Here is a 13,508-nt window from a genome sequence, read left to right on the forward strand (position 1 = left end):
TAAGATAATATTGTCCATTATAAGAGACAATGCAACAGCGGGCGCGGCGAGGTTCTTCCGGACCCCATGTCGGGGCGGGAGACGCGATCCTGCGTTTCCAAGCGAGGATTTAAAATGGCGGATGCAGGCCAACAGGTACCTGGGCGACGCTGGATGATCGGTTGTCTCCTCGGCGTCGGCATTCTCATCAACTACATCGATCGCGTCGGACTCTCCGCCGCGACGCCCGAGCTCACCAGGGAGCTCGGCCTCACCGCCACCGATATCGGCCTGCTCGGCAGCGCGTTCTTCTGGACCTATTCGCTGCTGCAAGTTCCCGGCGGCATGGTGCTCGACCGCTTCGGCGTCACCATGGTCGGCCGCGCCTCCAGCTTCCTCTGGGCGGTCGCCGCCTCCATCACGGCGCTTGCCAGCGGACTTTGGGGCATCGCCGGCGCGCGCCTGTTGCTCGGCGTCGCGGAAGCACCAGCCTTTCCGGCAAGCCAGAAGGCGACCGGCCATTGGTTTCCGCTCGACGAACGCGCGCGTTCGACTGCGATCTTCGATTCCGCCGCCAAATTCTCCAACGTGATCGGCGTACCGTTGGTCGCCTATGTGATCTTTCTCTACGGCTGGCGCTGGGGTTTTGGCGTCACCGCGCTGCTGAGCTTTCTGTATTTCGTCGCCTATTACATCATCTATCGAAATCCGAGCGAGGATCCGAAGCTCTCCAAGGCGGAGCATGACTACATCGTTGCCGGCGGTGGCACGCCGGAAGGCCCGGCCACGGCGGGGCAGAGCCGCATGCTCGGCTACCTCTTGCGCAACCGCAAGGTCTGGGGACTGACCATCGGGTTCTCGGCCTATGGCTACACCTTCTATCTCTTCCTCACCTGGTTGCCGGGCTATCTCGCGCAGACCATGCATATGAACCTGATGTCGGCCGCGGGCTATTCGACGATTCCCTGGATCTTCGCGACCTTGTCCGACCTCCTGATCGGCGGGTTCCTGGTGGATCATCTGATCGCCCGTGGTTACGACAGCACCCGGGTGCGCCAGTCGGTGATCATCGTCGGCATGCTGATGGGGCTTGCCGTGATCGGCGCCGCCTTCACCGTGAAGCCGGGCTGGGCGCTGTTGTGGCTGTCGATCGCGATCTCGGGATTGTCAGCCGCGGCGCCCGTGGGATCCTCGATCGTGTCACTGATCGCGCCGAAGGGCGGGGCGGGAACCGTCGGCGGCATTCTGAATTTCACTAACAACATGATGGGCGTGCTCGCACCGATCGTGACCGGGGTAGTCGTCGACTGGACTCAATCCTTCGCCGGTGCCTTCATGATCGCCGGAATCGTGCTGCTGATCGGCATCTTCTTCTATGTCGTGGTGCTGGGACGGATCGAATCGATTTCCGATTTCGAAGAGGCGTCCCCACCAGGCGCCGTGCCTGTTCACTGAGGAGAGGGGCATGCCCCAGAGTTCCAACAGCAAGGACACGCTCATCCGCAATGCCCGGCTGATCGACGGCACCGGCGCGCCGTGGTTCGAGGCCGACCTGCGCATCAGCGGCAGCCGCATCGCAGCGATCGGTGTCTCGCTGCCGGCGGAGGAGGCCGACATCATCGACGCGCGCGGATGCTATCTCGCGCCGGGCTTCATCGACGCCCATTGCCATGACGATTTGATCTGCCTGCGCGAACCTGACAGGCCCGAAAAGGTATTGCAGGGCGTGACCACGCTCGTGGTCGGCAATTGCTGCTTCTCGCTCTATCCGGCGACCGCAGGCTCCGCCGAGATGCTGCGCCTGCACTTTTCGGGTCTCGCCGGCGAAACCCGAACCGACGAAGTCTTCGACAGTTTCGACGGCTACCGGCTCGCCCTGGAAGGGCCGGGCGTGGCGCTCAACCTGGTCTCGCTGGTCGGACATGCCGCGATCCGGCTCGCCGTGCTCGGTTACGACCGCCGCGCGGCGAGTAGCGAAGAGATCGCGGCGATGCAGGCGCTGCTCGCGCAGCAACTTGCCCAGGGCGCTGCCGGCCTGTCGCTCGGCCTCGTCTATCCGCCGAGCGCCTTTGCCGACACCAACGAGCTGTGCGCGCTGGCGGAGACGGTGCGGGCTCACGGCAAGCTGCTCACCGCACATATCCGCAGCTACGAAGCGGGCCTCCTCAATTCCATCGACGAGTTCATCGCAATCCTGCGCGCCTCCGGCGCGGCAGGGCTGCTGTCGCATCTGCAGTCGGCGGGAAAGCCGAACTGGGGCGCGATCCCCAAGGCGCTCGACCGGCTCGAGGCCGCGCGCGCGGAGGGGATCGATATCTCGTTCGACATGTATCCGTATCCGGCCGGCTTCCTACATGCTGCAATTGTTGCCTCCGGCGGCGCTCGAAGGCGGCATCGATGCGCTACGCGCGCGGCTGCGCGATCCGGTCCAGCGCGAGGCGCTGCGCGTGCTGGTGGAGGAGGGCGATCCCGATCCGCATGCCGCGCAGTCCAAGATCGTGCTGATCGGCTGGCACAATGTGCGCATCTCCGGCACCGGCAATCCCGCGCTGAAGCCGCTCGAGGGCAAGTCGATGGTCGATGCCGCGCGCGAGCTCGGCATCTCGCCGTTCGATCTCATGGTTCGCTGCATCGAGGAGGACCAGGGTCAGACCGGCATCATCATGTTCCAGCTCGATGAGGCCGATTTGCGCGCGGCCTTCACCCATCGTCTGCACATGGTGGGCTCCGACGGCATTCCGCGCCCGGGCACCAAGCCGCATCCGCGCGCCTATGGCAGTTTCCCGCGCGTCGCCGGCCGCCTGACGCGCGAGCAAGGCTGGCTGGCGCTGGAAGATGCCGTGCGGCGCATGACGGCGATGCCCGCCCAGCGCTTCGGCCTGTCGGACCGCGGCATCCTGAGGCCCGGCATGATTGCGGATCTCACGCTGTTCGACGAGACCATCATGGACAAGGCGACATTCGAGACGCCGACGGAAATGCCCGCAGGCATCCGTTCGGTCTTCGTCGCAGGCGAGGCCGTGGTCACAGACGGTCGCAGCACCTTCGCGCGGCCCGGCCGGGCCCTGACATAATCCCCACATACAGGACGAGACCCATGACACTGAAACGATACGGCGTTGCCGGCGGCACCGGTACCGGCGGCCAGCACCTTCCTTTTGCCCGCGCGGTCGCGGCCGATGGCTGGCTCTACGTGTCGGGGCAGACGCCGATGGAGAACGGCGAGGTGATCGAGGGTGGCATCATCCCCCAATCGCACAAGGCGATCCGCAACCTGCTCGCCATTCTTGCCGAAGCCGGCTACGAGCCCAAGGACGTCGTGCGTTGCGGCGTCTGGCTCGACGATCCCAGAGACTTTCAAAGCTTCAACAAGGTCTTCGCCGAATATTTCGGCGCCAATCCGCCGGCGCGGGCCTGCGTGGTCTCAAGCATGGTGGTGGACTGCAAGGTGGAAATCGACTGCGTCGCCTATCGCAAGTGAGCGATCTCCTGCTGCTTCGCAGGGTTAGAGCGGCATGAGTTTTGGTTGAATCGATGCGGGCCAGGCGTTCACCTCTCCCGAAGGGAGAGGTCGGATCGCATTGAAAATGCGATCCGGGTGAGGGGTTACAGTCTCACCGATCGCTGCGCCCCCTCACCCGGATTGCTCAGGCGCGCAATTGCGCGCCAAAGCAATCCGACCTCTCCCCGCTGGGGAGAGGTCGCTCCCGAGCAAGTCGAACTAGCCTAATCTCGTCTAGAACCGCTGCGACATGCCGACATAGAAGCCGCGCCGCGGTCCGTATTGCGGGGCGAACACGCCGATGCCGGAGCCGTCGCGGATCTGGTAGATCGTGTCGAACGCATTGACCACGTCGAAGCGCACCGTCGTCGGCTTGTTGGGCGCGACGATGTTGAAGTCGTGCGACAGGCCGAAATTGACCTGCGTGTAACCGGGCAGGTGATCGGTGTTGGCAAAGCCCGAGCGCAGGCCGCTGCCGTAGATCATCGACACGCTGAAGCGCGTTCCCTCCCAGAGATAGGAGGCGCCGGCCGACCCTGACAGCATCTGGGCGTGGTCGGTGTAGATGTAATGGCCCGAGATGTAGGCGAGCTCGTCCGCGCCGAACAGATACTGGTTCGAGACGACATTGGTAGCGATCTGCTTGGCCCAGGCGAGATTGGCGTAAGCACTGAAATTTCCGTTCTTGTAGGTCGACTTCAGCTCGACGCCGACATTCTCGGCGCGATCGTAATTGAAGCCGCTCAGCACATAGGCCGCGCCGAACTGGCCGTCGTCGAGCAGGTCGCGCGCCTTCTTGTAATAGGCGTCGGCGCCGACCTCGAGACCTGGGATCGGGTAGATCTTCTGGGTCACGCCGACGTCGAACACGTGCGCGCGCTCCGGCAACACCGGGCTGTTCAGCCCGACCTCGGGCGTCTGCGTGTTGGCCGGTGCACCGGGTGGGGTCACCAGCGCGAGATTGACGGGTGCTGCGATCACCTGTGAGGGCGGGGTGAAGGTGCGCGCATAGCCGGCGTGGAACGTGGTGCCCTCGAACGGCTTCCAGGTCAGGCTGGCGCGCGGGCTGAGCTGGTTCGCATCGACATATTGGTACATCTGGTCGAAGCGCAGGCCGGCGTTCAGGGTCAGATTGTTGGTGATCTTCCACTCGTCCTGGACATAGGTCCCGATCAGCCAGCCGGTCTTGGCGCTGGAATCGAATACCGAGAACGGCGCGTCGATCGTGCCCGCGGTCGGGTCGGTGGGATCGGCCAGCGGCAGCACCGTCGTCCCGTTATTGACCAGCGTCCGCTCCGCGCTCACCGACAGGCCGAAGCGCAGCGTGTGCGCATAGCCGATGCGCCAGGCGGTATCCTGCTGGATGCCGTTGACCACGCTCTGGCGATAGACGTCCGAGGAGACGCCGTTGAAGACGAGATCGCCGACCGGGTCGGGATAGAAATGCAGCTGGCTGTAGCGGTTGAAGTAGGAGGTCTGCGTGTCGAACTCGCCATTCGAGGTCTGGTAGGAGACGACGTTGAACTGGTTGAACTCGTTCTGGTGCTCGTTCAGCCTAGACGAGTCGAAATCCGAGACGCCGAACGCGGTGTTGGCAGGCGTCTGCCCGGGATTGTTCGGAATCTGGAACGTCGCATTCGACACGCCGCTCATGAAGGTGAGACGGCTGTTCGGATCGATCATCGTCGAGAGATAGAGAAATCCCTTTTCCTGGTTGGTGCGGTCATGGATCGCGTTGACCGACGGGGTCGGGTTCTCGATGCCGAGATTGTTCTGAAGGAAGCGGCCCGACAGGAAATACTGCGTCTGTCCGACGGTCCCGCCATATTCCACATTGGTCGAGATGGTGCCGTTGCTGCCGCCATAGACGCCGACGATTCCGGAATTGTTGAAGGCGTCGGCCTTGGTCTGGATGTCGAGCACGCCGGCGGTGCGCTGGCCGTACTGCGCCGGCAGGGCGCCGGTGAGCAGGCTCAGGCTGCCGACGATCCCGGTGTCGAGGATCTGCCCGAACGCGCCGACACCGTCGGGAAGCATGACGCCGTTGATGCGATATTGCAGATTGGCGTGCTCGTTGCGGACATGCAGCTCGCCGCTCGCCGCCGAATCCTGCGTAACGCCGGGGAATTGCAGCAGCACCTTGTCGAGCGAGGCATTGGTGCCCTGCGGCAGCGCCTCGATCGCCTGGTGCGTGAGCGTGTGGGCCGTGGCGCCACCAGGCGGCAGAACGCTTTGGCGCGCGGCGTCGAGCCGATCGCTCTGGCCCTCGACGGCGGCCGGCGCCTCGGTCTGCGGCCGCGCCTGCGACGTTGAACGTCGCCTGTCGACGGCGGCGCGTACCTTGGGGCGGCGCGGCGCCTGCGTGCGCTTGGGCGCATCGACTTCGACGCTGGGAAGCGTCGTGACGGGCGCCGTCGTCTGCGCCATGGCGCTGCCGCCGGGATAAAACAGCGTGAGTGCGGCGAGGCTCGAGCCCGCCAATATTGCTTTTGAAGACACCATTGTCCTGATTTCCGATCGCGCACCGCAGCTCTCTTCAGAACTCTTGCATGCGGGACGCGCCGTCGACACGCGACGGATCAATTTCGATAGCCTTGCGGGATCGGCGCGCGGCCGATTCCAGAGGCAGCTCAATCGATGGGGATCAGGAGGCAGGAGGCGCGCGCGGCTGGAACGCGTGTCTTGCCGATTCCAGATGGCTGAATTCGGTGTCGGTGGTGCGGTAGAGCAGCTCGACCGCCTGCGGCAGCAACAGCAAAGGCGGCGTCGCGAACGTGACCGTGCCGGCCATCGCGACCAGTGCGCAGATCGCGCAATTGTCGTCGCCCGGCTGCTCGCGATCCGGTTTTGTCGGGGACTGCTTCTGGACCGCTGCGCGGTCGCGCGAAGCAATGCTCCTGGCGCTATCGGCCAGTTGGCCTTGCGCGAGCGGCGCAGCCTGCGCGAACCAGTGGCTGTGACCGAAGGTCAGCGCGAACTGCACCAGCATCGCGAACAACGCGAGCCGGGCGCCGTGCCTGATATTCGACCGGAACCACTTCATCTGAAAACGCCACCCCGCATCGCGAGGCGCCGACCGGGCGTCGCGATGTTATATTGTAACATCGCCCGAAGGATGAATGGATGTCAACCGCCGCCGCAACGGCCCAAGCGGACCGTTGCTCAATGTGTCGTTCGGGCAACTAACGCCCCTCGCGGACCCAGGTCGCAGCAAACGCGCCGAGCAGCAGCAACAGGCCGATCAGGCCGGCGAAGATCGGCAGCACGCCGACGCCCTTGACGACGCTGGCGTCGCGCATCCGCACGCCCATCCAGCCGTCGCCGGCAAAGGTGCTGGTCGAGCGCACCGGGACGATGCGCGGCAGCTCGACGCTCCCGCCATCCGCGATCCGCACCGCGCTGCCGCCGGTCGCCTGCGTCAGCGGCCTCAATGTCTCGGTGGTGGAGGTGACTTCCGAAAACTCCTTCGGATTGGTCGGGCCGACATTGATCAGCGCCTTCAGCGTGCCGTCGGTGGCAGCCCACAGGCCGAGCTCGCTGGCGGGAAGGCTGGCGCGCCATTCGCCGGGGTCGCCGGGGCTGAGCGTCAGATCACGCGAGACGCCGGAGGGCGAGGTCACGCTCACCGGCTGCACGCTGTCAGCCATGGTCTGGCGCACCACGATGAGATCCTTGCCCTGCACCTGGAGGCGCAGCGCTTCTTCATCGAGGTCGGGCTGCTTCATCAGCCAGTGCGACATCCGCCTGAGCAGATCGAGATGCGGACCGCCGCCCTCATAACCGCGCGCCCACAGCCAGATGTGGTCGGACAGCAGCAGCGCGACGCGGCCTTCGCCGAAGCGCGACAGGAACAGCAGCGGCTTGCCGTCCGCGCCTGTCATCACCGGCGGGTTGACCGAATTGCGGGTCTCGACGGTGCGGAAGAAGCGGCTCCAATGTGGCGGCTCGAACGCCGAGCCCTCCAGCCCGCGCGTCACGGGATGGCGTTTGCCGATGTCGGAGAGATGCGCATAGAACGGCTTCTCGGTGACGCCGACGGGTTCTGCCGGCAGCACGGTGTCGAGCGGAGTGCGCCAGATGCTGGTGTTCGAGGCATAGTCGGGGCCGGCCGACACCAGCACCGCACCGCCGGCGCGCACGTAGCGCGCGATGTTGTCGAAATAGGCGATCGGCAGCACGCCCTGGCGGGCGTAGCGATCGAAGATGATCAGCTGGAATTCATTGATGTGCTGCTGGAACAGCTCGCGGGTCGGAAACGCGATCAGCGACAATTCGTTGATCGGCGTGCCGTCCTGCTTCTCCGGCGGACGCAGAATGGTGAAATGCACGAGGTCGACGCTGGCGTCGGACTTCAACAAATTGCGCCAGGTGCGTTCGCCGGAATGCGGCTCGCCGGAGACCAAAAGCACGCGCAGCTTGTCGCGCACGCCGTCGATGGCAACGACGGCGCGATTGTTCACCGGAGTCAATTCTCTCTCGAGCGGCGAGGCCTCGATCTCGACGATGTTCGGGCCGGCATGCTTGATCTCGACGTCGACGCTGGCGCTCTGGCCGCTCGCAAGCGTGCGCTCGTTGATGACCTCGCCGTCGCGGCGGACCGTGACCTTGGCGCGCTCGCCGGTGACGCCCTGGTCGTCGAGCTTGTAGGTGATGGTCTGGTTCTGGCCGACGATGCCGAAGCGCGGCGCCGCGGTGATCGCGATGCGGCGATCGCGCTCGTCCTTCTGCCCGGTGACCAGGGCCTGCACCGGCGCCTGGAAGCCGAGCGCGGCCGCGTTGGCCGGGATATCGTGAACGCGGCCGTCCGTGATCAGGAACGCGCCGGCGACGCGGTCGACCGGAACGTCCGACAGCGCGGAGGCCAGTGCGCCGAACAATTTTGTGCCGTCGGTCTCGCCGTCGGCCTGTCCGGCCTCGACGACGCGCACTTCAAGTCCCTTGATCTTCTTCAGGCTGTCGACCAGCGCCTCCTGTGCCTTCGCGGCTTCCTGGTTGCGCTTGCCGAAATTCTGGCTCGGGCTCTTGTCGACGACGACCGCGGCGACCGAGGTGAGGGGATCGCGGTCTTCGCGCGTGAAGGAGGGATTGGCGAGCGCCAGCAGAAACAGCGCCAACGCAGCCACGCGCACCGCCGCGCCGCGCGCCCGCGCAAGCATCAGCACGATCGCGATGACCACGATCGCAGCGAGCGCGATCCAGAGCACGATCGCAGGGACAAGCGGCGTAAAAGCGATGCCGTAGTTCATATTGATCCTATTGCCCGAGACGTTCGATCAGGGCCGGTGCGTGCACCTGGTCGGCCTTGTAATTGCCGGTCAGCGTGTACATCACGATATTGACGCCGGCGCGGTAGGCGAATTCGCGCTGGCGCGGCTCGCCCGGCGTCAGCGGCAGCATCGGCTGGCCATCGGGACGGAGTGCCCAGGCGCCTGCGAGGTCGTTGGAGGTGATGATGATCGGCGAGACGCCGTCGCCGCCGCGCGCGGGCTTCTGCGCGGTCTCGTCGTCGTCCTCGCGCGGCAGCGCCTCGACCCAGGTCTGGCCCGAATTGAAGCGGCCGGGGAAGTCGCGCAAGAGATAGAAGGTCTTGGTCAGCACGTGCTCGCGCGGCACCGGCTCGAGCTCGGGCACGTCGAGCGAGGACAGGATCTCGCGCAAGGCCTGCATGCCCGGCGTCTGCGATGCGCCGTTCTCGCCGGGCAGCGCTTCGACCGCATCGCGGGTGTCGAAGATCACGGTGCCGCCCTGCTTCATATAGGCGTCGATCTTGTTGATGGCGTCCTGCGGCGGTTTTGGCGCGCCCGGCACGATCGGCCAGTAGATCAGCGGGAAGAAGGCGAGCTCGTCGCGCGCGGGATCGACGCCGACGGGATCGCCGGCCTCGAGCGCGGTGCGCTGCGCCAGGAACAGCGTCAGGCCGGACAGGCCGGCCTTGACGATGGAATCGACGTCGGCATTGCCGGTGACGACATAGGCGAGGCGGGTCTGCGAGGTCGACTTCATCGCGAACTCGTCCGACACGCTGTCGGCGCGCGACGGCGTCGGCGACAGCACCGCGACGCCTGCGAGCACGAAGCCAAGCAGGATCATGGCGGGCGCAGCGCGACGGCGCACCAGCGCGGCGAGACCACCGCCGAGCAGCGCCACGATGATCGCGTCGACCAGAAACAGCGCGAGCGCAGTCGACAGCAGCCAGCCGCGCAAGTCGCGCGGCTCGGCATTGGTGTAGGTGGCGTGCCGGGCGCGGAGGCCTGCGGTGTTGAGGGCTGCGATGCGGTCGGCGTTGGCGAGCGTGTTCACGGCGAGCGGTCCTTCTGCCGGACCGTAGAAGCCGGGCGGATGGTCCGGCGTGGCGCGGTCGCGATAATCAGCCGTCAGCGGCTTGGCGGTGGCGGGCGGCGGCCCGAACGCGCCGAAGCCGTCGAGCAGATGCAGCGGCGCCAGCGTCTCGGCGGTCGCCTCTGTGGCAACGCCGGGGCCGGGCTTGGCGGTGTAGCCGGACATGTCGACGACACGCCTCAGCATTTCGACGAAGGTGCCCGACATCGGCAGATCCGACCAGCGCATGTCGGCGCTGACATGGAACAGGCTGACCAGCCCCTTGCCGCGATGCTCGCCGGTCACCAGTGGCGTGCCGTCTTCGAGCGAAGCCCAGCTCTTGGTGGCGAGCACCGCATCGGGCTCGGCCAGCACCTGCCGGCTCACGGTGACGTCCTTGGGCACGACGACGCCCGCAAACGGACCGTCGGCGGCGAAGGTGGCGAGATGCTGCGGCTTCTCCCAGGTCAGGCTGCCGCCGAGCGTGCGGCCGCCCTTGCGCAGCTTGACCGGAACGAGGTCGTCTTCGGCTTGCGCCAGCCGGGGGCCGGCGAACCGCACCAGCACGCCGCCCTGGTCGATCCAGGCGTTGAGACGCTCGCGCAGTTCGGGCGCAACCGTGCCGACATCGGCGAGGATGATCATCGGCAGCTTCTGGTCCAAAAACTGCGTGATGCCCTGCTGCGGCGAGCCCTTGTCGGCCAGCCGCACGTCGGCAAACGGCGCCAGCGCGCGCGTCAGATAAAAGGTCGGCGCCAGCAATGGCTGAGCGGTCTCGCTGCTTGCACCCGAGACGATGCCGATGGCGCGCCGTCGCCAGCGCTTGTCGAGCAGCTGCACCGCGCCGGCCGAACGCTCGCCGGAAATCTCGAGCCGCGAGATGTCGTTGCGCAGCTCGACCGGCAGGTCGAACGCCGCCTCGGTCTCCTTGTCCTGCAGCCCGAACGTGAAGCGCGCCTCGCCGATCGGCGAGGCCTTCTGATCCAGCGCCCGCACGGTGCCGGCGGCAATGCCGCCGTCGGTGCGCAGCACCTTCACCGTCATCTTCGCTGCCGCGTTTTCCGCCGCAACCAGCGCCAGCGGCGACGAGGTGCCGCCCTCGAACAGCGTCAAGCTGCGATCCCCTAAGGTCTTGCCGAGCCCTTGCACGAATTCTTCGCCGCGGCCGGTGTCGACGCCGTCGGACAGCCAGGCGATCTCGCAGTCGCCGGTCGCTTTCAGGAAGCGATCGATGGCGGTGAGGGTTTCAACGCGCTCGATCGAATAGGGCTTTGGCACGATCTGCCGCAGCGCAACGCGCGCTGCGCCCGCCGGCATCAGCGTGATGTCGCGGTTCGGCTCGGACAGCGGCACCAGCGCGATCGCGCGGCGGTCGTTGTCGGCATTGGCGATCAGCTCGTCGGCGGCCCTGATCCTGATGTCCCAGTTCGAGGCGGCGCTCCAGCCGTCGTCGAGCATGATCATCAGCGGCGCCTTGCTGGCGGCCAATCCCGTTTGCGGATTCCAGATCGGGCCGGCGGCGGCGAAAATGACGAGCGCCGCTGCCAGGAGTCGCAGCGCGGTCAGCCACCACGGCGTCCGCGACGGCGTCTCTTCCCGTGGCGCAATGTCGAACAGCAGGCGGGTCGGCGGAAATTCGATGCGGCGCGGCCGCGGCGGCATCACGCGCAACAGCCACCACAGCACCGGCAGGCTGATGAGGCCGATCAGGAGCAACGGTTCGGTGAAGGCGAGCGGCAATCCCATCATGCGGCCGGCCCCGCCTTGATCGAGGTGGTGCGGGCGCCCGACTTGCTCACCTGCATGCCGGCATGGAGGAACAGCAGGAGTTCAGCCGCCGAGCGGTCGGTCGAATGCGTCGTGAACAGCCAGTCGAGCTTGTTGGTCTCGGCGCGGATCTGGTCGCGGTGCAGCGCGAGCCGCGCGGTGTAATCCTCCGCCCAGCTCTCGGCGCGGCCGGCGGTGATCACGCCGAAGCCTTCCGGCTCGACGAACTCGACGCGGCCGGAATAGGGAAACGATTCCTCGGCGGGATCGACGATCTGCACCAGCGTGCCATGCGCGCCGGAGCCGGAGAGCCCTGCGAGCGTGGTCCTGATCTCTGATATCGGCGACCAAAAATCCGACAGCACGATCGTCTCGGCGAGCGCGGCAGGGACGAAGGATGGCGGCAGGCTCAGCCGGTCGGCATCGTCATGCAGCATCGCCTGGGCCATCTTGTCGATGACGCTGCTGCTTGCGGTCGGTGCCATCAATCCGGGAATGCCGACGCGCTCGCCGCCCGCGACCAGCAGCTCGGCCAGCGCGAAGGCAACGATCAGCGTGCGCTCCAATTTGGATTCACGCGCGGTCTTGGAGGCGAAGGCCATCGACGGCGAACGATCGGGCCAGATCCACACCGTGTGCGAGGCTTCCCATTCGAGCTCGCGGACATAGAGATGGTCGTCACGCGCCGAGCGGCGCCAGTCGACATTCTGCGAGGGCTCGCCCGATACGAAGCGGCGGTATTGCCAGAAATTTTCGCCGGAACCGGCGCGGCGCCGGCCATGCAGGCCGTGGATGACGTTGGCGGCGATGCGGCGGGCCTCGAGCACCAGGCGCGGTAGCGAAGCGGCGAGCGTACGGCTTTCGCCATCGGCACGTCGGATCGCTACTGTCTCCTTCGCTGTGTGCCCGGTCTCTGCGGCCATCAACCGATCCGTGTCTTCAATTGCCGGATCACGTCCGGAATCGTACGCCCCTCGGCGCGCGCCTGGAACGTCAGCGCCATGCGGTGCTTTAGGATCGGCTCGGCGAGGTCGAGCACGTCGTCGACCGAAGGCGCGAGACGCCCGTCGATCAGCGCGCGGGCGCGCACCGCGAGCATCAGCGACTGGCTGGCGCGCGGGCCGGGACCCCAGGCAATGAACTTGCCGGCCTCGCCGCTGTCCGGGCCCGGACGGGCCGAGCGCACCAGCGAGAGGATGGCTTCAACCACGGAATCGCCGACCGGCAGGCGGCGCACCAGCCGCTGCGCCGTGATCACCGCATCCGCCGTCAATGATGCCTTTGCCAGCGTCTCCTCGGCGCCGGTGGTCTCGAACAGGATGCGCCGCTCGGCGTCGCGATCGGGATAGTCGACGTCAATCTCCATCAGGAAGCGGTCGAGCTGCGCTTCGGGGAGCGGATAGGTGCCTTCCTGCTCCAGCGGGTTTTGCGTTGCGAGCACGTGGAACGGCTTTGGCAAATCGTGGCGCGCACCGGCGACGGTGATGTGCTGCTCCTGCATCGCCTGCAGCAGCGCCGATTGCGTGCGCGGGCTGGCGCGGTTGATCTCGTCGGCCATCAAGAGCTGCGCAAAGACGGGACCGGAGATGAAGCGGAACGAGCGTTTACCCGCGGTGCTCTCGTCGAGCACTTCGGCGCCGAGAATGTCCGACGGCATCAGATCGGGCGTGAACTGGATGCGCTTGGCGTCGAGACCGAGCGTGACGCCGAGCGTCTCGACCAGCTTGGTCTTGGCGAGGCCGGGCACACCGATCAGCAGCGCGTGGCCGCCGGAGAGGATGGTGACCAGCGTGTTCTCGATCACACGATCCTGGCCGAAGATCACCGATGCGATCGCGTCCTTCGCCGCGCGCACCTGGCTCGACACCTGCTCGGCCGAACGGACGATGCCGTCTTCGAGTTTCTCGACACTTTCCGCCATCCGTTAGCTCCTTAAGCCTGC

General features: G+C 66.2%; 10 protein-coding genes. 4 read left to right on the forward strand and 6 right to left on the reverse strand.

Annotated elements, in window-relative coordinates; translation table 11 throughout:
• Positions 1-153: 153 nt before the first annotated feature.
• From V1280_RS38740 to V1280_RS38755, 4 genes are read left to right on the forward strand one after another with little or no spacing between them, the layout of a single operon-like run.
• Positions 154-1,434, forward strand: coding sequence for an MFS transporter (locus V1280_RS38740; RefSeq protein ID WP_334535859.1), 1,281 nt, complete (start codon positions 154-156; stop codon positions 1,432-1,434).
• A 10-nt stretch (positions 1,435-1,444) separates the two neighbouring features.
• Complete coding sequence (locus tag V1280_RS38745; RefSeq protein WP_334535860.1) at positions 1,445-2,659, forward strand: amidohydrolase family protein; 1,215 nt, start codon at positions 1,445-1,447, stop codon at positions 2,657-2,659.
• Positions 2,553-3,053: an amidohydrolase family protein gene (locus tag V1280_RS38750; protein WP_334535861.1), complete on the forward strand. Its 501-nt coding sequence runs from the start codon at positions 2,553-2,555 to the stop codon at positions 3,051-3,053. The genes V1280_RS38745 and V1280_RS38750 overlap by 107 nt, the downstream gene beginning before the upstream one ends.
• Before the next feature lie 23 nt (positions 3,054-3,076).
• On the forward strand, positions 3,077-3,460 hold the full coding sequence (locus tag V1280_RS38755; RefSeq protein WP_334535862.1) for a RidA family protein: 384 nt from the start codon (positions 3,077-3,079) through the stop codon (positions 3,458-3,460).
• A gap of 255 nt (positions 3,461-3,715) precedes the next feature.
• On the opposite strand, the gene V1280_RS38760 is transcribed toward V1280_RS38755, so the two are convergent.
• The 6 genes from V1280_RS38760 to V1280_RS38785 form a co-directional block, all read right to left on the reverse strand.
• On the reverse strand, positions 3,716-5,983 hold the full coding sequence (locus tag V1280_RS38760; RefSeq protein WP_334535863.1) for a TonB-dependent receptor: 2,268 nt from the start codon (positions 5,981-5,983) through the stop codon (positions 3,716-3,718).
• A gap of 142 nt (positions 5,984-6,125) precedes the next feature.
• Positions 6,126-6,524, reverse strand: a complete 399-nt coding sequence (locus V1280_RS38765; protein ID WP_334535864.1) for a DUF2946 domain-containing protein — start codon at positions 6,522-6,524, stop codon at positions 6,126-6,128.
• A 139-nt stretch (positions 6,525-6,663) separates the two neighbouring features.
• On the reverse strand, positions 6,664-8,727 hold the full coding sequence (locus tag V1280_RS38770; protein WP_334535865.1) for a hypothetical protein: 2,064 nt from the start codon (positions 8,725-8,727) through the stop codon (positions 6,664-6,666).
• A 7-nt stretch (positions 8,728-8,734) separates the two neighbouring features.
• The gene (locus V1280_RS38775; protein ID WP_334535866.1) at positions 8,735-11,548 is read right to left on the reverse strand and encodes a DUF4159 domain-containing protein; all 2,814 of its coding nucleotides are present in this window, start codon (positions 11,546-11,548) and stop codon (positions 8,735-8,737) included.
• A complete protein-coding gene (locus tag V1280_RS38780; RefSeq protein ID WP_334535867.1) occupies positions 11,545-12,489 on the reverse strand; it encodes a DUF58 domain-containing protein in 945 nt (314 codons plus the stop codon). The genes V1280_RS38775 and V1280_RS38780 overlap by 4 nt, the downstream gene beginning before the upstream one ends.
• Complete coding sequence (locus V1280_RS38785; protein ID WP_334535868.1) at positions 12,489-13,487, reverse strand: AAA family ATPase; 999 nt, start codon at positions 13,485-13,487, stop codon at positions 12,489-12,491. Before V1280_RS38785 ends, V1280_RS38780 begins: the two co-directional genes overlap by 1 nt.
• Between the last annotated feature and the right edge of the window lie 21 nt (positions 13,488-13,508).

The sequence above is a fragment of the Bradyrhizobium sp. AZCC 2230 genome (assembly GCF_036924495.1).
Taxonomy (GTDB): Bacteria; Pseudomonadota; Alphaproteobacteria; order Rhizobiales; family Xanthobacteraceae; genus Bradyrhizobium; species Bradyrhizobium rifense.